General features: G+C 64.1%; 15 protein-coding genes. 6 read left to right on the top strand and 9 right to left on the bottom strand.

From position 1 onward, the window contains the following. Positions 1 to 83: 83 nt before the first annotated feature. Positions 84 to 1,388, top strand: coding sequence for a nicotinate phosphoribosyltransferase (gene pncB / locus FXB40_RS21800; RefSeq protein ID WP_148774227.1), 1,305 nt, complete (start codon positions 84 to 86; stop codon positions 1,386 to 1,388). A gap of 234 nt (positions 1,389 to 1,622) precedes the next feature. Continuing rightward, positions 1,623 to 2,930, top strand: coding sequence for a GGDEF domain-containing protein (locus FXB40_RS21795; RefSeq protein ID WP_148774226.1), 1,308 nt, complete (start codon positions 1,623 to 1,625; stop codon positions 2,928 to 2,930). 9 nt (positions 2,931 to 2,939) lie between these two features. On the opposite strand, the gene FXB40_RS21790 is transcribed toward FXB40_RS21795, so the two are convergent. Then, positions 2,940 to 3,560, bottom strand: coding sequence for a TetR/AcrR family transcriptional regulator (locus FXB40_RS21790; protein WP_148774225.1), 621 nt, complete (start codon positions 3,558 to 3,560; stop codon positions 2,940 to 2,942). A 47-nt stretch (positions 3,561 to 3,607) separates the two neighbouring features. Between FXB40_RS21790 and FXB40_RS21785 the strand changes: the two genes are divergently transcribed. The 3 genes from FXB40_RS21785 to FXB40_RS21775 all read left to right on the top strand — a co-directional run bounded on the left by FXB40_RS21785 (position 3,608) and on the right by FXB40_RS21775 (position 8,324). Next, positions 3,608 to 3,874, top strand: a complete 267-nt coding sequence (locus tag FXB40_RS21785) for a hypothetical protein (protein ID WP_148774224.1) — start codon at positions 3,608 to 3,610, stop codon at positions 3,872 to 3,874. A gap of 360 nt (positions 3,875 to 4,234) precedes the next feature. After that, on the top strand, positions 4,235 to 7,642 hold the full coding sequence (locus FXB40_RS21780; RefSeq protein WP_148774223.1) for an acyl-[ACP]--phospholipid O-acyltransferase: 3,408 nt from the start codon (positions 4,235 to 4,237) through the stop codon (positions 7,640 to 7,642). Beyond that, positions 7,635 to 8,324 (top strand): esterase/lipase family protein, encoded by a 690-nt coding sequence (locus tag FXB40_RS21775; RefSeq protein WP_148774222.1) that lies wholly within the window; start codon positions 7,635 to 7,637, stop codon positions 8,322 to 8,324. The genes FXB40_RS21780 and FXB40_RS21775 overlap by 8 nt, the downstream gene beginning before the upstream one ends. Positions 8,325 to 8,327: 3 nt before the next feature. On the opposite strand, the gene tcuB is transcribed toward FXB40_RS21775, so the two are convergent. Continuing rightward, complete coding sequence (gene tcuB / locus FXB40_RS21770; RefSeq protein ID WP_148774221.1) at positions 8,328 to 9,434, bottom strand: tricarballylate utilization 4Fe-4S protein TcuB; 1,107 nt, start codon at positions 9,432 to 9,434, stop codon at positions 8,328 to 8,330. Beyond that, positions 9,421 to 10,812 (bottom strand): FAD-dependent tricarballylate dehydrogenase TcuA, encoded by a 1,392-nt coding sequence (gene tcuA / locus FXB40_RS21765; protein ID WP_148774220.1) that lies wholly within the window; start codon positions 10,810 to 10,812, stop codon positions 9,421 to 9,423. Before tcuA ends, tcuB begins: the two co-directional genes overlap by 14 nt. A 158-nt stretch (positions 10,813 to 10,970) precedes the next feature. Between tcuA and FXB40_RS21760 the strand changes: the two genes are divergently transcribed. Beyond that, positions 10,971 to 11,654 carry a GntR family transcriptional regulator gene (locus tag FXB40_RS21760; protein WP_148774219.1) on the top strand — a complete coding sequence of 228 codons (684 nt, stop codon included), beginning with the start codon at positions 10,971 to 10,973 and terminating at the stop codon, positions 11,652 to 11,654. A gap of 10 nt (positions 11,655 to 11,664) precedes the next feature. Here FXB40_RS21760 and ybaK read toward each other — a convergent pair whose 3' ends face one another. The 6 genes from ybaK to FXB40_RS21730 all read right to left on the bottom strand — a co-directional run bounded on the left by ybaK (position 11,665) and on the right by FXB40_RS21730 (position 19,643). After that, positions 11,665 to 12,138, bottom strand: a complete 474-nt coding sequence (ybaK, locus tag FXB40_RS21755) for a Cys-tRNA(Pro) deacylase (protein ID WP_148774218.1) — start codon at positions 12,136 to 12,138, stop codon at positions 11,665 to 11,667. 168 nt (positions 12,139 to 12,306) lie between these two features. Further along, positions 12,307 to 15,075, bottom strand: coding sequence for a formate dehydrogenase subunit alpha (gene fdhF, locus FXB40_RS21750; protein ID WP_148774217.1), 2,769 nt, complete (start codon positions 15,073 to 15,075; stop codon positions 12,307 to 12,309). Further along, on the bottom strand, positions 15,072 to 16,781 hold the full coding sequence (locus tag FXB40_RS21745; protein WP_148774216.1) for an NADH-ubiquinone oxidoreductase-F iron-sulfur binding region domain-containing protein: 1,710 nt from the start codon (positions 16,779 to 16,781) through the stop codon (positions 15,072 to 15,074). Before FXB40_RS21745 ends, fdhF begins: the two co-directional genes overlap by 4 nt. Positions 16,782 to 17,028: 247 nt before the next feature. Then, a complete protein-coding gene (locus FXB40_RS21740) occupies positions 17,029 to 17,313 on the bottom strand; it encodes a hypothetical protein (protein WP_148774215.1) in 285 nt (94 codons plus the stop codon). An 84-nt stretch (positions 17,314 to 17,397) separates the two neighbouring features. Beyond that, positions 17,398 to 19,050: an OFA family MFS transporter gene (locus FXB40_RS21735; protein ID WP_148774214.1), complete on the bottom strand. Its 1,653-nt coding sequence runs from the start codon at positions 19,048 to 19,050 to the stop codon at positions 17,398 to 17,400. A 317-nt stretch (positions 19,051 to 19,367) separates the two neighbouring features. Next, complete coding sequence (locus tag FXB40_RS21730; RefSeq protein WP_148774213.1) at positions 19,368 to 19,643, bottom strand: sulfurtransferase TusA family protein; 276 nt, start codon at positions 19,641 to 19,643, stop codon at positions 19,368 to 19,370. Positions 19,644 to 19,648 lie beyond the last annotated feature (5 nt).

Here is a 19,648-nt window from a genome sequence, read left to right as displayed (position 1 = left end):
CGTTGCTCGCCCGGTGCCGGTCGGTGGCCAGCCCCTCGCCAAACCCACTGGTTGCGCGCGGGCGGCCACGCTAGAATTCGGCCATGACAGTGACCGATATTGCGAGCCGGACCTACAATCACAGCTGGCGGCTGGATCCCATCATCCGCAGCCTGCTTGATACCGACTTCTATAAGCTATTGATGTTACAGATGATTCGGGAGGCGTACCCGAGTCAGCAGGTGACCTTCTCGGTCATCAACCGCTCGCGCCATGTGCGGCTTGCCGAGATCATCGACGAGGGCGAGCTGCGCGCCCAGCTCGATCATGCCCGCACCATCCGCTTCACCAAGAAGGAGCTGATCTGGCTGGCCGGTAACACCTTCTACGGCAAGACCCACATGTTCTCGGCGGATTTCATCCGCTGGCTCGCCGAATTCCGCCTTCCCGAATACGAGCTGCGCAAGGTCGAGGGCCAGTACGAGCTGCATTTCCACGGGCCGTGGACCCACACCACGATGTGGGAGATTCCGGCACTCGCCATCCTCAACGAATTGCGCTCGCGCGCGGCCATGAAGGGGCGCGGCCGCTTCGAGCTCGATGTGCTGTTCGCCCGTGCCAAGGCCAAGCTGTGGACCAAGGTGGAACGGCTGCGCAAGCTCGAGAATTTGCGGTTGTCCGACTTCGGCACCCGCCGCCGCCACGGCTTCCTCTGGCAGCGCTGGTGCGTGGAGGCCGTGAAGGAAGGCTTGGGTCCGTCCTTCATCGGCACCTCCAACGTGCTGCTCGCGATGGACAACGATCTCGAAGCGATCGGCACCAACGCGCATGAGCTGCCGATGGTCGCGGCCGCGCTCGCCAAGGACGACGAGGAGTTGCGGTGGGCGCCCTATCGCATCCTCGACCAGTGGCGCCAGACCTATGGCGGCAATTTGCTGATCGCGCTGCCGGACGCGTTCGGCACCAAGGTTTTCCTGCGCGATGCGCCGGAATGGGTCGCCGACTGGACCGGCTTCCGCCCCGACAGCGCGCCGCCGATCCAGGCCGGCGAGGAGATCATCGCCTGGTGGGAAAAGATGGGCCGCAATCCCAAGGACAAGCTGCTCGTGTTCTCCGACGCGATGGATGTCGGCTCGATCGAGGAGACCTATCACCACTTCTCCGGCCGCTCGCGGCTCTCGTTCGGCTGGGGCACCAACCTCACCAACGACTTCGTCGGCTGCGCGCCGGACGGCTCGTTCAATCTCGATCCGATCTCGATCGTGTGCAAGGTGTCGTCGGTCGACGGACATCCGGCCGTCAAGCTCTCCGACAATCCGGAGAAGGCGACCGGCATGCCCTCGGAGATCGAGCGCTATCTGCGCGTGTTCGGCGATGCCGGCCGTGTGCGCAAGCCGGTGCTGGTCTAGCCCCGATCCAAATTCTCTCAATCGAGTAAATCGCAAGCGTCGGATTCGCGGCATCGGCGCGCGAGTTCCGGCTCAGCAGCATTTGCAACGATCTGCGCGCATCCATTTCACAACGCTTTCACCTTGCAAGACAATCTCTCGACTCTTTCAGGTCGAGTTAAGCAGCGTTCTCGCGTAATCCGCGTTATCAGCCGACGCTCCGCTGGGGTCGTTGAGCGATTTGGGGAACGCAAAGTGTTTCGCAGAACAGCGACATCGACGAAGGAACGCAGCTTCCTTCACGTCATCAAGCTCGTCTCGCCTTTCGTGATGGTCGTCGTGCTTCAGGCGGCGATCGCGGGATTCAGCCTGGAGGTGATGTCGTCGGTTCGCGCCTATGTCGCGGGCGAGGCGATGTGGTCGCGCTCGCAGAAGAACGCCGTCTATTTCCTCAACCTCTATCTGCATTCGGGCAAAGCCCGCCAATTCGCGCAATACCAGGCCTCGCTCGCCGTCCCGATCGGCGACGAATATGCAAGATGGGCGCTTGAGCGCGATCCGGTCGACGTCGAGCTCGCGCGCATCGGCTTCCTGCAAGGCGGCAACCATCCCGATGACGTTCCCGGCTTGATCTGGCTGTTCCGCTATTTCAACCAGGTCAGCTTCCTCCGCGAAGCGATCCGGGAGTGGGCTGCCACCGATCCGATGCTGCTGGAGCTCAGCGTCTTCGGCGAAGTCATCAAGAGTGAACTAAGAGACGGTCCCGTCGGGGACAACGACCGTCTGCAATTCCTGTCGTCGCGGCTCTCAGAGCTGAACAGGCAGTTCACGGGGCATGCCGAGCGGTTCTCGACCGTGCTGGGCGAAGGCTCCCGCGCTATCAAGCTGACGCTGACATGGCTCAACATCGCCACGGCCGCGACCCTGATCCTGCTCCTGGTCTGGCACACGCGGCGACTGGTGCTGCAGCGACAGGCGTTCGAGGATGCGCTGCATGCCGAGAAGGAGCGCCTCGCCTTTCAGGCCTCGCATGACTGGTTGACCGGCATCGCCAACCGGCGTGCCTTCGAGGCGCGCCTGCAGAACGAGCTCGATTGTCGCGGCGAAAATTCGCTCAGCCTGATCCTGCTCGACCTCGACCAGTTCAAGAGCGTCAACGACAGTTGCGGCCATCTCGCCGGCGATCGGCTGCTGTGTCAGGTCGCGGGCCTGCTCCAGCAGGACCGGCGGCCGCACGATCTGGTCGCCCGGCTCGGCGGCGACGAATTCGGACTGATCCTGCCGCAATGTACGCCTTACGACGCCGTCGACATCGCCGAGCGGCTGCGGCGGTCGCTCGAGCTGTTCAACTTCGCCTGGGACGATCAATGCTTTGCGATAACCGCCAGCATCGGCGTTGCCTGCATTGCCGATGCCAACACCACGCTCGAAGAGGCGATGCGCCAGGCCGATGCGGCCTGCTACCGCGCCAAGGAAAAGGGACGCAACCGCGTTCAGGTCGACAACGGAAGACCGGACGTCGTTCTCGTCGCAGCCCGGCCGCGCGAGGCTGCCCGCGCGTGACCGTCGCAATTATCGCGCCGGCAAGATCCCGAGCCCCAGGAGATGCGCGTCCAGGAACTGCGTGACCTGCTGGCGCAGCATCTGCGGCGGAACGGCGATCATGCGTTCTTCGAGGCCGAGCGAGATGATCCCATGCACCGCGGAGAACAACGTGCGCGACAGCAGTGCGATCTTCACGTCGTCCGCATCCGGTAGCACACGCACCAGAGGCGGATGCATCAACGCGAAGGCGTCCATCACCATCTGAAGAATGTCGTCGGGATAAGGACGGTCGTCCTCCATCCGATGCTCGAACAGCGAGCGCAACAGATTGGCGTTTTCGGCGAAGAATTCGAGATAGGTCTCGGCCAGACCATAGAGCTGGCGGACCGGATCCTCAGCCGGAACCCCGCCCAACCGCTCCGTCAGCGCCTGAACCGTCTCCCGGTTGACCGTCAGGATCACCCCGTCGAAGTCACCGAACTCGTTATAGACGCTGCCGACCGAGCAGCCGGCGGCCTCGGCTACGTCCCGAACCTTCAACGATCTCAAGCCTTTAGTCGCGATAATGCTGCGGGCGATCTCCAGGATCTGGAGACGCCGTCGATTTTTTTTCTGGTCCCGCAGCGATTCTTCTTGAACATTGTTCATTTTAAACTCACGTGAACATTGTTCAAATTAACCCGGAGACCTGCAAAATGCAAACCCTCGCTGTTGATATCGCCTCCACCTTCGTCGATGACGCCGCGGCCCTCTTGAGCGGCTCCGGTCGCGCCCTGCTGCGGGTCGTCATGGCCCCGATCGATCGGATCGCAAATGCCTGCGACATTGCCGGCGTCCTCGCCGAGCGCCGCGCGACCTTCCGGATGTGGCGGACCAGCCGCGCCCGTGCCCGCCGCGAGCGGAGCCGCTTCAGCCTGCTCGGCCGCTTAAACCCCTTTCGACATCTCGCCCACCTCACCTGAGGAGAGGCCGGTGCGCTTGCGAGTCCACTCGAATGCGAGGACCGGCCGCAACAAAGGACTTACTATGTCCGGACATTCGTGGCCGATTCCGCTGATGTCAGAGATGCCGTTCAGCTTTTTCTTATCGGCGAGGAGCGATATCCCCGTAAGCGCGGCATTTCCGCACGAAACTGCGACCGCGACCGGATATTTGCGAACCTAACAAGACCACTTGGAGACCAACAGGATCGGAGGGACCGAGGGGACAGAGCAGGCCGATGACCGTCGTCACCCTGCAATCGTCCATCCACACCCTTCCGGTTGTGCCGTTTCACCGACAACGCAACAACCTCAGGCTGATTTCCCACAACAGGACTCGTCATGATCAGGGATTTGATGTCGTCACGCCGCTTTGCGCCGCTGTTCTGGGCGCAGTTCTTCTCGGCGCTCAATGACAACGTGCTCAAGAACGCACTCGTCATCATCCTGCTTTACAGCGCCGCGACCGGCCACGGCGATGCGCTGGTGACGGTGGCGGGCGCCGTCTTCATCTTCCCCTATTTCATCCTGTCCGGGCTCGGTGGCCAGCTCGCCGACAAATACGTCAAGTCGGTCGTCGCAAGGCGGCTGAAGTTCGCCGAGATCTTCGCTGCGGCCTTCGCCGCCGCCGGCTTCTTCCTGCACTCGGTGCCGCTGCTGTTCACGGCACTTGCGCTGTTCGGCATCATCGCCGCCCTGTTCGGCCCCGTAAAATACTCAATGCTGCCGGACCAGCTCGAGCTCGGTGAGCTCGCGACGGGCAACGCGCTGGTCGAAGGCGCGACCTTCATGGCCATCCTGCTCGGCACCGTCGCGGGCGGCCAGTTCGTCGCCGGCTCCGCTCATATGGGCTGGGTCGCATCGGCCGTGGTCGTGCTGGCGCTGTTGTCGTGGGCCTTTGCCTCCCGCATTCCGCAAACAACGCCCTCCGCGCCCGATCTGCCCGTCGATGCCAATCCCTGGACCTCGACGCTCAGCCTGCTCAAGACACTGCATGCCGACCACCGGCTGTGGGACGGCACGGTGATCGTCTCCTGGTTCTGGCTGGTTGGTGCGATCGTGCTGTCGTTGCTGCCGGCGCTGGTCAAGGACGTCGTCGGTGGCAGCGAAGGCGTGGTGACGCTGTGCCTCGCGATCTTCGCGATCGGCATTGCGATCGGCTCGCTGTTCGCCGCCAGCCTGAGCCACGTTCGCCCGAACCTCGCGCTGGTGCCGATCGGCGCCATCATGATGGGATTTGCCGGCATCGACCTCGCATGGGCCATCGGCGTCACGGTCAAGGGCAACGACATCGCCGCGGTCGATTTCGCAACCTCGCTTGCAGGCCTTCGCATGCTGATCGACTTCGTCGTCTTCGCGTTCGGCGGCGGATTGTTCGTCGTTCCGTCCTTCGCAGCCGTGCAGGCCTGGTCGGCTCCGAACGAGCGCGCCCGCATCATCGCCGCCGGCAACGTGCTGCAGGCCGCCTTCATGGTGGCCGGCTCGCTGTTCGTCGCGCTGCTGCAGGCGGGCGGATTGCATGTCGGCTGGATCTTCCTCGGCCTGGGTGTCGCAAGCTTTGGCGCGGTGTGGTTCGTGCTGACGAAATGGGGCAAGGAAGGTGTGCGTGATTTCGGCGGGCTCTTGTTCCGCGCGCTGTTCCGCACCGAGGTGCGCGGACTCGAGAACCTGCCGCCTGCCGGCACGCGCATGCTGATCGCGCCCAACCATGTCAGCCTGATCGACGGCCCGCTGCTGCACGCCGTGCTGCCGATCGACGCGAGCTTCGCGGTCGATACCGGTATCTCCAAGGCGTGGTGGGCCAAGCCGTTCCTGCGCGTCGTCAAGCACTACACCATGGACCCGAGCAAGCCGCTGGCCGCACGCGACCTGATCAAGCTCGTCGCCGCCGGCGAACCGGTCGTCATCTTCCCGGAAGGACGCATCACCGTGTCCGGCTCGCTGATGAAGGTCTATGACGGCACCGCGATGATTGCCGACAAGGCCGACGCCGTGGTCGTGCCGGTTCGCATCGAGGGCGCCCAGCGCTCGCATCTCAGCTATCTCAACAGCAGCCAGATCAAGCGCTCCTGGTTTCCGCGGGTGACGGTGACGATCCTGCCGCCGGTCAAGCTTCCGGTCGATCCGGCGCTGAAGGGCAAGGCGCGCCGCAATGCCGCGGGCGCCGCACTCCAGGACGTGATGATCGACGCGATGGTCAAGAACGCCATGCTCGACCACACGCTGTTCGAAGCGCTCGGCCACGCCTATCGCGACCGCGACACCGGCAAGGTCATCATCGAGGACGCGCTCGGCACCAAGCTGACCTATCGCAAGCTGATCCTCGGCGCGCAGGTCCTGAGCCGCAAGCTCGAAGCCGGCACCTCGGCCGGCGAAAATGTCGGCGTGCTGCTGCCGAACTCGGCGGGCGTTGCCGTCGTCTTCATGGCGCTGCAGAGCATCGGCCGGGTTCCGGCGATGCTCAACTTCTCGGCCGGCCCGGTCAATGTTCTCGCCGCCATGAAGGCTGCGCAGGTCAAGACGGTGCTGACCTCAAAGGCATTCATCGAGAAGGGTAAGCTCGACAAGCTGATGGCCGCGATCTCCGCGGAGGTGCGCGTCGTCTATCTCGAGGACGTCCGCGCCTCGATCGGCACGGCCGAGAAGATCAAGGGCCTGCTTGCCGGCACCGCACCGCGCGTCGCCCGCCAGGCCAACGATCCCGCCGTCGTGCTGTTCACGTCGGGTTCGGAAGGCACGCCCAAGGGCGTGGTGCTGTCCCACCGCAACATCCTCGCCAACGCCGCGCAGGCGCTGGCGCGGGTCGATGCCAACGCCAATGACAAGGTGTTCAACGTGCTGCCGGTGTTCCACTCCTTCGGGTTGACCGGCGGCATGATGATGCCGATCCTCGCGGGCATTCCGATCTACATGTACCCCTCGCCGCTGCACTACCGCATCGTACCCGAGCTGATCTATCAGACCGGCGCCACGATCCTGTTCGGTACCGACACGTTCCTCACCGGCTATGCACGCTCGGCGCACGCCTACGACTTCCGCACCTTGCGGCTGGTGATCGCCGGCGCCGAAGCGGTCAAGGATCGGACGCGGCAGGTGTTCATGGAGCGCTACGGCATCCGCATCCTCGAAGGCTATGGCGTCACCGAGACGGCGCCGGTGCTGGCGATGAACACGCCGATGGCCAACCGCCCCGGCACCGTCGGCCGCCTCTCGCCGCTGATGGAAAGCCGCCTCGATCCGGTCCCCGGCATCAAGGAAGGCGGACGCCTGTCGGTGCGCGGACCGAATGTGATGCTCGGTTACTTGCGGGCCGAAAATCCCGGCGTGCTCGAGCCGCTCGCCGAGGGCTGGCACGACACCGGCGACATCGTGGCGATCGACCCGGCCGGCTTCATCACCATCAAGGGCCGCGCCAAGCGCTTTGCCAAGATCGCAGGCGAAATGGTCTCGCTGTCGGCGGTCGAGAGCATCGCGACGACGCTGTGGCCGCAGGCCGCATCGGTCGCCGTGTCGATCCCGGACCAGCGCAAGGGCGAGCGCATCGTGCTGCTGACCACGCAGAAGAATGCCGAGCGCAGCGCGATACAGGCCCAGGCCAAGACGATTGGCGCCTCCGAGCTGACCGTGCCGGCAGCGATCATGGTGGTCGACAAGGTGCCGCTGCTGGGCACCGGCAAGACCGACTACGTCACGGCAACGACGATGGCCCGAGAGCAGGCGACGCCAGCGTCGGAGCGCGAAGTTGCGTGACGTCCAACCCACGGCCGTCGCACCAGCGCAAGCGCTGTGCGACGGTGTGGTGCTGCTGCATGGCATTGGCGTCGGCTCCTGGACGCTGAAGAAGCTGGATCGAGCGCTGCAGCGTCGCGGCTTCGCGACGCTCAATCTCGACTATTCCAGCCGCAAGAAGCCGCTCGAGGCACTCGCGGAGGAGATCCACACGCCGATCGCCGCATTCGCCGAACAATGCGACGGCGCGATCCACTTCGTCGCCCATTCCATGGGCGGGCTGCTTGCGCGGGTTTACATCGCGCGATACCGGCCGGCGCGGCTTGGCCGCGTCGTGTTGCTGGGCACGCCCAATGGCGGCAGCGAGGTGGCCGATCTCCTGAAAGACCTGTCGCTCTACCGCGCCGCTTTCGGCCCGGCCGGCCTGCAGCTGACCACCACCCAAGACCCGGTGCTCGCCGACCTGCCGTCACCCGATTATGCGATTGGCATCATCGCGGGATGTCGCACCATCGCGCCGATCGCCTCGGCCTTTGTCCTGCCACGGCCGAATGACGGACGGGTTTCCGTTGCGAGCGCGAAGCTGGCCGGCATGGTCGACCACGTCGTCGTCAAGGCATCGCACACCGGATTGCCGCGTCACGGCGCCGCGATCGAGCAAACGATCGCGTTTCTGCACGACGGACGCTTCCAGACTGCCTGAATCTCAAGAGCCCGCTTCGCTGCGCCGCTCCTGCGCGTAACGCACCAGCGCCGCGAAGCGGTAGATGCCATGCACGAACTTGCCATAGGGCATGGTGATGAACAGCGCGAACACCGCGCCGAGATGCAGTGCCAGCAGCGGACCCATGGCGGCGGTCTCGCGCAAGAGCAGAAGCAGCATTCCCGTGAACCCGGTCAGGAACAGCATGGCGGTGAAACCGACATCCATCCCGTAGCTGGTCTCGTCGAGCAGCTCGGGCGCGCGGCGCGATTTGGCGACGAGCAGCCCGATGGGGCCGACGACGAGACCGATACCGCCGAGCGTGCCGAGCACGACCGGCAGATCCCACCACGGATACGGCGCCTCGCGGCCGAGCAGATAGTGGTACAGCGTAGCGACCGAAGTTGCCGCAAAGCACAGCAGGAAGCCGTAGAAGGTCAAGTGATGGAAAAGCTTGCGCCGGTCGGTCGGCGTGTCGTCTTCGTTGTAGCAGCCGACCCCGCCGCCATGGAGATAGCGCAGCTCGCCGGCATCGCGGATCGCCTGGAAGATTGAGCCGCCGTCGGCCCGGCCGCCGATCGGCGTGCCGATATCGCGCCAAAATGCGCGAACGCTCATGACCAGTGCGAGGATCGCATAGAGAAAGGCAGCGCTGAACAGCGCGGCCATCGCATTATGCGGCATCAGCTTGTAGAAGGCGCCGGGACCGGTGTGGACGCCAAACAATACGCTGCGGTCGTTGAGGGCCGCAAAGCCGAGGATGAAGGCGGCCATGCTGAGCGCGGCAACGATGCTGATGACGAGGCCATTGCGTGCGAAGGCGCCGGACAGCGCCTGCGGCCAGGCATAGGCAGCATAAGATTCGGCACGCGCCACCGCCAGCGTTTGGGGAACATTGACGTTGAACTCGTGCGGCGGCGAGAACTGGCAGTCGACATAGCAGGCGCCGCAGGAATGGCAGAGGTTGGCGAGATAGTTGAGATCGCCGTCGGAAAAGGCGCGGCGCATCTCCATCGCGGGAAACACCGCGCAAAGACCCTCGCAGTAGCGGCAGGAATTGCAGACCGTCATCAGACGGTCGGCTTCGTCCAAAATTCTAGTTCCGTGCATGTTTCGCCGCTTCCCGTCCTGCGATCCGCCCGAACACGCTGCCGATGGTCATGCCCATGCCGGCGGCATAACCCTTGCCGAGCACATTGCCAGCCATGATCTCGCCGGCCGCGAACATGTTGGCCGACGGCTTGCCGTCCGCCATCAGCATCCGCGCCTCCTTGGTCACGCGCGTACCGAGATAGGTGAAGGTGATGCCCGGCCGCACCGGATAGGCGAGATAGGGCGGCGTCTCGATTTTGCGCGCCCAATGCGTCTTTTGCGGCGTGATGCCTTCGGTGCGGCAATCGTCCAGAATGGTGTGATCGAAGGTGCCGGGCCGCACCGCGGCGTTGAATTCGGTGACGGTCTTTTCCAGCGCGGCCGGATCGAGCGTCAGCTTGCCGGCAAGCTCGGCGATCGTCTGCCCGGCAATCGGCGGGAACAGCGTCGGCATGAAGCTCGTGACGACAGTGGAGTCGAAGATGATGTAGGCGATCTGGTCGGGCTGCGCCGCAACCAGCCTGCCCCAGATCGCGTAACGCTTCGGCCAGATGTCCTCGCCCTCGTCGTAGAAGCGCTGCGAATGCTTGTTGACGACGATGCCGAACACGACGGAGTCGTGGCGCGTGATGATGCCGCCGTCGAATTTCGGCGCGCGGGCGTCGATCGCGACCGCATGGCACTGGGTGGGATCGCCGACCTCCTGCACGCCCTTGTCGAGCAGCATCTTCAGGATCGAACCGCGATTATAGGGCGTGCCGCGGATCAGGAAGTTGTCGGCGGCCTCGCCCCAATATTGCTTCAGCCATTCGATGTTGGCCTCAAACCCGCCGGCGGCAGCAACCAGCGAGGTCGCGCGGATCTCGGTCTCGCCGTTGATTGGCCGCTTCAGGCGCGCGGCGAGGAACATGCCGTCGTCGATCACGAGGTCGGTGACCTCGGCGTCGTATTCGACGTCGACGCCGAGCCGCTCCGCAGTGAGATAGAGCGCGTTCAGCATCGCGCGTCCGCCGCCGAGGAAAAAGGAGTTGGTCCGGCCAAGACTCAGCGTGCCGCCAAGCGACGGCTGCCAGCGCACGCCCTGCTCCACGATCCAGTTCAGGATGTCCTTGGACTCCCGGATCATGTGGCGGGCGAGCACCTCGTCGGTCTGCCCGCCTGTGACGCGCAGCAAATCCTCCCAAAACTCCTCCTCGGTGTAGGGACCGGTGAGGATTTCGGTGGCGGCGTCATGGGCGCAACGCATGTTGCGGGTGTGACGGGTGTTGCCGCCGCGATAGAATTTTGGCGCGCCCTCGAGCACCAGCACCGACGCGCCGCCGAGCCGTGCCGCGATCGCCGCGCATAGCGCCGCGTTGCCGCCGCCGATCACCAGCACATCGTATTTGCTTCCCATGCCGTCTGTCCGATGCGACGAGGTTAGAGACGTTCTGCCCGCAGGCGACCCTGGTCAAGCCGATCCGCCATTGCGTACGATTGTATACAAAGATATACAGACGCTGTGCAAGCGGCATCTCTGCATGGGCAGGATGCGCATTGCGTGCGTGAGGATTCATGGCCAGACGCCCGGCAAAGGCAGGCGGATCAATCGCACGTGGCGGCGGCGTGGCGCTGGGCGAAGCGGTGTTCCGCTCGCTCTGCGAGGCGCTCCAGGCCGGCAGCTATCGTGCCGGCGATCGCTTGCGTGAGGAGGAAGTCGCGCAGCGGCTGAAGGTCAGCCGTACGCCGGTGCGCGAAGCGCTGGGCCGGCTCGCGGCCCGCGGCTTCGTCGAGCCCGCCGGCGGTCGCGGTCTGATCGTCCGTAACCTCGACATCTCCGAGGTACTCGAGCTTTACGCCATGCGCGAGATCATGGAAGGTGCCGCCGCGCGCCTCGCCGCCGAGCACGCATCCGCGCCGGAGGTCGACGCGCTCAGGGATATCGAGCAGGCCTTTGTCGAGGTGTCCGAGGCCGACGCTGCCGGGATGGCGCGGCTTAACCGCGCCTTTCACGAAGCCATTTGCCGCGCCGCGCGCAACCGCTATCTCGACAACGCGTCGGGCGAATTGCAGGACTGGATCGCCCTGCTCGGCCCGACCACCTTCACCGTGACGGGTCGTCCTTCGACCAGCCACGGCGAGCACCAGGCCATCATCGAGGCCATCGCCGCGCGCGACGGCGACAAGGCCGAACAGCTCGCGCGCGCGCATATCCGCGAGGCATTGCGCTGCCGGCTCAAGCTGTTGCAGAAACAGTAGGGCAAGAGCCCTACGCGACCACATCCGCGGCAATCGCCTTCAGGACATCCCGCACATCGGTTGGCTTCATCCGCACCTGCAGGCCGCGCTGACCGCCATTGAGATAGACTAGGTCATGGGCAAGCGCGGTCTGCTCGATCACGGTGCCGACCTGCTTGCGCTGCCCGAACGGGCTGATGCCGCCGACCTTGTAGCCGGTGACGCGCTCGGCCTCCGGCGGCATCATCATCTGCGCCGACTTGCCGCTCACGGCTGCGGCGAGCTTTTTCATCGCAACTTCCTGGTCGGACGGAACGATCACGCAGACCGGCTTGCCGTCCACCAGCGCCATCAGCGTCTTCAACACGCGCGCGGGGTCCTCAGCCAGCGCGGCCGCCGCCTGGAGCCCGATGCTCTCGGCGTCGGGATCGTAATCGTAGGCGTGGATAGTGAAGCCAACGGCAGCGGCGGTGAGCGCGCGGGTGGCTGGGGTGACTTTGGACATGGGAGATGTTTACCACCGTCGTTGCGCGCGGCGAAGCCGGGCGCTGTTAGTGATCATGCCTTGATACAGGTGTTTTGCCCGACGTCGCAAGTCATTTCGGCAAGACCGAAAATTCCTCAAGCCTTTCAACCGCCGTTCTACTGTGCATGGGGTTGTTTTCGTGGATTGCTACTCCGCCGCGTCCCGCATCTCCGCGCGTTCGGCCCTCGCCGCGCAGAACTTGAATTCCGGGATCTTGCCGAACGGATCGAGCGCCGGGTTGGTCAGCAGGTTCGCCGCCGCTTCCGCGTAGCAGAACGGCATGAACACCATGTTCTCCGGCACGTCGCGGTCGGAACGAACCTTGACCTCGACCGCGCCGCGGCGGGTCTCGAGACGAATGAAGTCGCCGGGGGCGAGTTTCTTCCTGTGCATGTCCTTTGGCGACATGAAGGCGACAGCCTCCGGCTCGATCTGGTCGAGCACCTGGGCGCGGCGGGTCATCGAGCCGGTGTGCCAGTGCTCCAGCACGCGGCCGGTCGACAGCACCATCGGATACTCATCGTCCGGAATCTCGTCCGGCGGAATGACATGGGCCGGCACGATCTTGCCGCGGCCGCTCGCGGTCGGGAAACCGGTGGTGAAGATGATCTCGTTGCCGGGCTTGTTCGGATCGTCCGCCGGATAGGTGACGGCGCCCTCGCGCACCAGCCGCTCCCAGCTGATGTTCTTGAGCGACGGCATCAGCTCCGCCATCTCGGTGTAGACCTCGCCCGGGCCGGCATAATTCCACGGCAGGCCCATGCGCTTGCCTATCTCCTGGATGATCCAGAGATCCTGTCGCGCATCGCCGGGCGGCTTGATCACCTGGCGCGCTAGCTGCACGCGGCGATCGGTGTTGGTGAAGGAGCCCTCCTTCTCGGCGAAGGCCGAGGCCGGCAGAATGACGTCGGCGTGGAACGCGGTCTCGGTGACGAAGAGATCCTGCACTACGAGATGATCAAGCATGGCGAGCGCCTGGCGCGCATGCTGCAAATCAGGATCGGACATCGCGGGGTTCTCGCCCTCGATATACATGCCCGTGATTTCGCCTGCGTGGATCGCATTCATGATCTCGACCACGGTCAGGCCGCGCACGGGATCGAGATCCTGTCCCCACAGCTTCTCGAAACTGCCGCGCAGATCGTCGCGGCCGACCGGCTGGTAGTCCGGCAGGAACATCGGGATCAAGCCGGCGTCGGAGGCGCCCTGCACGTTGTTCTGGCCGCGCAGCGGATGCAGGCCGGTGCCGGGCCGACCGACCTGGCCGGTGATCAGCGCCAGCGCAATCAGGCAGCGCGCATTGTCGGTGCCATGGACGTGCTGGCTGATGCCCATGCCCCAGAAGATGATCGACGATTTTGCCCGCGCATAGGTCCGCGCCACCTCGCGCAACGTCTGTGCCGGGATGCCGCAGATCGCTTCCATCTTCTCCGGCGTGAACTCCTTGATCTTCTCCTTGAGATCCTCAAAGCCCTCGGTGTAGCCGGCGATGTACTGGTCGTCGGTCAGGCCTTCGGTGATGATCGTGTTGATCATCGCGTTCAGCATGGCGACGTCGGAGCCCGGCTTGAACTGTAAGTGCTTGGTCGCGTGACGCGACAGCGACTGCCGGCGCGGATCCATCACGAACAGCTTTGCACCGTTCTGCTTGACCGCGTTCTTCATGAACGTCGCCGCGACCGGGTGGTTCACCGTCGGGTTGGCGCCGATCACCCAGATCACCTCGGCATCCATCGCGGCCGAGAACGGCGCCGACACCGCGCCCGAGCTCAGGCCTTCGAACAGCGCCGCCACCGACGAGGCGTGGCACAGACGGGTGCAGTGATCGACATTGTTTGAGCCGAAGCCGGTGCGCACCAGCTTCTGGAACAGATAGGCCTCTTCATTCGAGCCCTTGGCCGAGCCGAAGCCGGCGAGCGCCTTCACGCCCTTCTCGTCGCGGATCTTGACGAGACCCTTGGCGGCGATGTCGAGCGCCTCGTCCCAGCTCGCTTCACGGAAATGCGTGAAGGGGTTGGCGGGATCGACCTGGTCGTTGGAGTCCTTCTTCGCATTCGGCAGCCGCACCAGCGGTTTTGTCAGGCGATGCGGATGGTGGATGTAGTCGAAGCCGAAGCGGCCCTTGACGCAAAGACGATTGTGATTGGCCGGGCCATCACGGCCCTCCGCGTAGATCACCTTCTCGTCCTTGACCTCGTAGGTCACCTGGCAGCCGACGCCGCAGAACGGGCAGAGTGAATCCACCTTTTTGTCGGCATAGGTCACACGGGTCTGCTTGTCGTCAAGCATCACGGCCGGCATCAGCGCGCCGGTCGGGCAGGCCTGCACGCACTCGCCGCAGGCCACACAAGTCGACTCGCCCATGGGATCATCGAAATCGAATACAATCTTCGAGCCGTGGTTGCGGTAGGCCATGCCGATGACGTCGTTGACCTGGACCTCGCGGCAGGCGCGCACGCACAGGCCGCACTGGATGCAGGCATCGAGGTTGACGCGCATCGCCGGATGGCTGGCATCGGTCTCCCAACGCTCGGCGGCGGGGAAGCGGCTTTCCGTCACGCCCGTCGTCTCGGCCCAATGCCAGAACTTCGACTCCGGATCGTGCGACGTCTCGCGCGCCGGCTGGTCGGCGACCAGCAGCTCCATCACCATCTTCTGGGCAGATACCGCACGCGCGGATTCGGTCTTCACCTTCATGCCGACCGACGGCGTGCGCTTGCACGACGCCGCCAGCACGCGCTCGCCCTCGATCTCGACCATGCAGGCGCGGCAATTGCCGTCGGGGCGATAGTCGGGCGCCGGCGAATAGCAGAGGTGCGGAATCTCGCGACCCTGCCGATGCGCCACCTGCCAGATCGTCTCGCCGGGAGTGGCTTCGACTTGCTTGCCGTCGAGCTCGAACGTAATCTTCGTCATTCGGCCGCTTCCTTGAACTCGTCAGGGAAATATTTGATCACGGAGGACAGCGGATTCGATGCCGCCTGACCGAGCCCGCAGATCGAGGCATCGCGCATCGCCTGACTTAATTCTTCCAGCAGTGCGCGGTTCCAGACCGGCTTCTGCATCAGTTGCGCCGCCTTCTGGGTTCCGACGCGACACGGCGTGCACTGGCCGCAGCTCTCGTCCTCGAAGAACTTCATCAGGTTCAGCGCGGCTGCACGCACGCTGTCCTTTTGCGACAGGATCACGATCGCCGCCGAACCGATGAAGCAGCCGTATTTCTCCAGCGTGCCGAAATCGAGCGGGATGTCGTCCATCGACGCCGGCAGAATGCCGCCGGACGCGCCGCCCGGAAGATACGCATAGAACTGATGGCCGTCGGCCATGCCGCCGCAATATTCGTCGATCAGCTCGCGCACGGTGATGCCGGCGGGTGCGAGCTTCATGCCGGGGTTCTTGACGCGGCCCGAGACCGAGAAGCTGCGCAGGCCATGGCGTTCATGACGGCCATTGCTCTTCCACCAGTCGGCGCCCTTCTCGACGATGTCGCGCACCCACCACAACGTCTCGATGTTGTTGATCAGCGTCGGCAGGCCGAACAGGCCGACCTGGAACGGATAAGGCGGCTTGTGCCGGGGCAGGCCGCGCTTGCCCTCGATGCTTTCGAGCAGCGAAGACTCTTCGCCGCAGATGTAAGCGCCGGCGCCGCGGCGCATGTGCAGCGTCGGCCCGCCCGCAGGCAGCTTTGCAAGCTCGCGCTCCAAGATCTCGCGCGAAGCCGGATATTCGTCGCGCAGGTAGATGTAGACGTCGGAGGCCTGCACCACATCCGCGCCGATCAGCATGCCCTCGATGAAACGATGCGGATCGGTCTCGAGATAATAGCGGTCCTTGAACGTACCAGGCTCGCCCTCGTCGCCGTTGATCGCCATCAGCCGCGGACCGGGCTCGCCCAGCACCGCGCGCCATTTCCGCCCTGTCGGGAAGCCGGCGCCGCCGAGGCCGCGTAGCGCGGCGTCGTCGAGCCCTTTCAGCAGATCGTCCTTCGACAATTCGCCGGAGCGCAGGCGACCCAGCAGCTTGTAGCCGCCATCGGCGACATAGGCGTCGTAGCCGATATATTTCGGCAGATGCGCATGGGTGTCGCCGGCCTTCGCTGCCGCCATCACATTGGCGACGGTCGCATGATCGACAAAATTGTGGCCGACTTCCGCGGCCGGCGCCGTATCGCAGCGGCCGACGCAGGGCGCGCGCACCACGCGAATGCCGGGTCCTGACGCACTCTGCAGATCCTCGAGCAGCTTCTCGCCGCCAAGCATCGCGCAGGTGAGGGAGTCACAGACGCGGATCGTCAGCGGCGCGATGTCAGGCTCGCCTTCCTTCACCACGTCGAAATGCGCATAGAAGGTCGCAGTCTCGAACACTTCGGCGAAGGCGAGCTTCATCTCGTCGGCAAGCGCGGCAAGACGCGCAGCCGAGATCTGGCGATATGTGTCCTGGATCAGGTGCAGATATTCGATCAGCAGATCTCGCCGCCGCGGGCGATCGCCGAGCAATTGCTCGATCTCATGCGCAGCGGTCGGATCGACCTGCCGGCCCTTGGGCGTGGCCTTGGCGCGCCGGCGGCCCTCGCCCGGATGCTCGAATTCCCTGACCTTGTGAACGTCGTCGTTGCTGCTCATGGAAACGCCGCGTTCTCCTCAAAAGCGCGATGACCTCAGGGCGGCATCGCCATCGCGATCCACCCTCATTTCCAGGCACGATTATCCGGGAACCGCGTCTCCCGCGTCCCGCAGATCGAGCCTCATCGAACAGACTCTAGTCTCTGGTATGCCAGAGGCAAGAGAGAATTTAGAACGCCTCTATAATGCTTTAGGGGGCTGGCAGCCCTGCCATGCCCCCTTACGCAAACCCAACGCGAAACCTGGCTCAGGTCTTGTCCATGCAGTCCTGGATATAGAACCAGCGATCGTCGCCAATCAGTCCCTTGGCCTTCACCTCGGCGCGGCACGCCTTCAGCTTCGGCTTGTTGGCGGTCCACTTCGCCTTCATGTCCTTCAGCTTTTGCATGGTGAGTTTCATCTTGCCCGGCGGCTTGGCGTCGGTCGTCGCGGCAGGTGCCGGTGCCGCAGGCGCTGCCGCAGTCTGAGCAGACGCGGTGTGAAGGCTTGCTGCCAGCAGCATGGCGGCAAGGCAGATGCGGGTGCGAAGCATAGAAATTCCCCTACGTCCCATTCTCAATGATTTGAAAAAGTGCAAGCCGCGGGATGCGCTCGGCCACCGCGGCTTGTGTTGCGATCAGAAGATGTTCCAGGCGCTCTGGAGCGTCTTGTAGACACCCCAGGCCAACGGGATCGCGACGAATGCCCAGAACAGTGCGGCCTTGCCATCGAGACCACCCGTGCCGATTCCGAATGAACCGCTTTGCCCCGCATTTGCACCGGGGGTCGAGGCCTGGAGCTTCGACACCTCAGCCTCGCTCATGTACCACTTCGAATCGACCGGCTTGATCAGATAGTTGCAGATCAGGCCTGCGATCAGCATCGCGCAGAGAATGTACATGGTGGTGTTGTAGAGCTGGTCGCGCGGCACGCCGGCGGCGAGCTGAAACTCGCGGATGTAATTGACCACGACGGGGCCGATGATGCCCGCGGTCGACCAGGCCGTGAGCAGTCGTCCGTGAATTGCGCCGACGAACTGCGTTCCGAACATGTCGGCGAGATAGGCCGGCACGGTGGCGAAGCCGCCGCCATACATCGACAGGATGATGCCGAAGCCGAGCACGAACAGAAGCTTCGAGCCCATCGCCGCGAAGGTCGGCGCCAGCGCGTAGAGCACGATGCCGAGAATGAAGAAGGTGTAATAGGTGTTCTTGCGGCCGATATAGTCCGACAGCGAGGCCCAGACGAAGCGGCCACCGATGTTGAACAGCGACAGCAGGCCGGCAAAGCCCGCCGCAATACCGGCGATCTGCGCCTTCTGCGCGGCGTTCAGCGCGTTGAAGCCGACGTCGGGAAGTCCGATCAGCTTGCCCGCGAAGATTTCCTGGAGCATTGGCGAGGCCATGCCGATCACGCCGATGCCGGCCGACACGTTCAAGCACAGCACCCACCAGATCAGCCAGAACTGCGGCGTCTTGTGCGCGTTGTCGAGATGGACGTGATGCTCGGAGATCATCGTCTTCTTCTCGCTCGGCGCCGTCCAGCCCTCGGGCTTCCAGCCGGTCGGCGGCAGACGATAGCGGAATGCGCCGATCATCATGAAGACGAGATAGATGACGCCCATGGTGAGGAAGGTTTCCCAGACGCCGACCGAGGTCGGGGTCTTGAACTGATCCATCAGCCAGTTCGCCAACGGCGCGCCGATCATGGCGCCGCCGCCAAAGCCCATGATGGCCATGCCGGTCGCCATGCCGCGCCGGTCGGGGAACCATTTCACCAGCGTCGACACAGGCGAGATGTAGCCGAGACCGAGGCCGATGCCGCCGATCACGCCGGAGCCGAGCCACATGATCCAGAGCTGGTGGACATAGATGCCGATGGCACCGAGTAGGAGGCCGCCGCACCAGCAGCACGCCGCGACGAAACCAGCCTTGCGCGGCCCCGCACGTTCGAGCCAGCCGCCCCACATCGCAGCAGAGAGGCCGAGCACGACGAAGAACAGCGTGTACATCCAGCCGAGGCTCGCGACCTTCCAGTCGCACGTGGTGGTGAACAGCTCCTGCCATAGAGAGATGTCGGGGCAGGCCTTGGGCGCGGTGAGTCCGATCGCGCGCGAGAGCGGCAGCCAGAACACCGAGAAGCCGTAGGCCATGCCGATGCAGAGATGGATGCAGAGCGCTGCCGGCGGCACCAGCCAGCGATTGAACCCGGCGGTCGCAATGGTCCGCTCACGATCGAGAAAACCTGCGCCAGCGCCCGAAATCCTCCCAGCGCTTTCGATTGTCGTCATGCATTCCTCCCCTGCAGCCACCCTTCTGAGCAGCCTGCCACTAACATCCTGGTCCTCAGCCCATTGCGGTGCAGCTGTTGTCCCTGCTGCTCCGCACAATCACCCGACACGCGCCAGGATCGTCACGCGCGTCTGAAAAGTTAACCCCTCGATCGGGGCTCTATGCCCGATACGATTTGCAGGCTTCGCAACTGGCCCGCTGATCTGCGTCTCGCAGACAAAACTCAACCTCCGCGCCTGCACGGAGAAAGTCAATTGGGGCAGAAGCCGTGATCGATGTCGATAGATAAATGGTCGGTATCCGCGCGGTAACGCGCTCAAGAACGCAGCGCAGCATTGGCAGCGTCTATCGAACCATTTGCTTTTTTTATCAAGAACACGATGCGCGCTTCATTGCGCTCGGTGATCTCCACCGTGTCGCCCGTCTCGCGGATCAGGTTCGGAATGTCAATCACCGACAATGGGTCGGTGCAGTGCACTTCGAGCTGATCGCCCGGCTGCAATGGTTTCAACGCCTTGCGCGTTTTCAAGGCGGGCAGCGGGCATTTCAGCCCGGTGAGATCAAGCGTCGTTCTGGTCGTTGCTCTTGTCATGGGCG

This window comes from Bradyrhizobium rifense (assembly GCF_008123425.1).
GTDB classification, from domain to species: Bacteria; Pseudomonadota; Alphaproteobacteria; order Rhizobiales; family Xanthobacteraceae; genus Bradyrhizobium; species Bradyrhizobium rifense.
The sequence above is the reverse complement of the archived record's forward strand: the minus strand, read 5'-3'. Positions and strand labels throughout refer to the sequence as shown.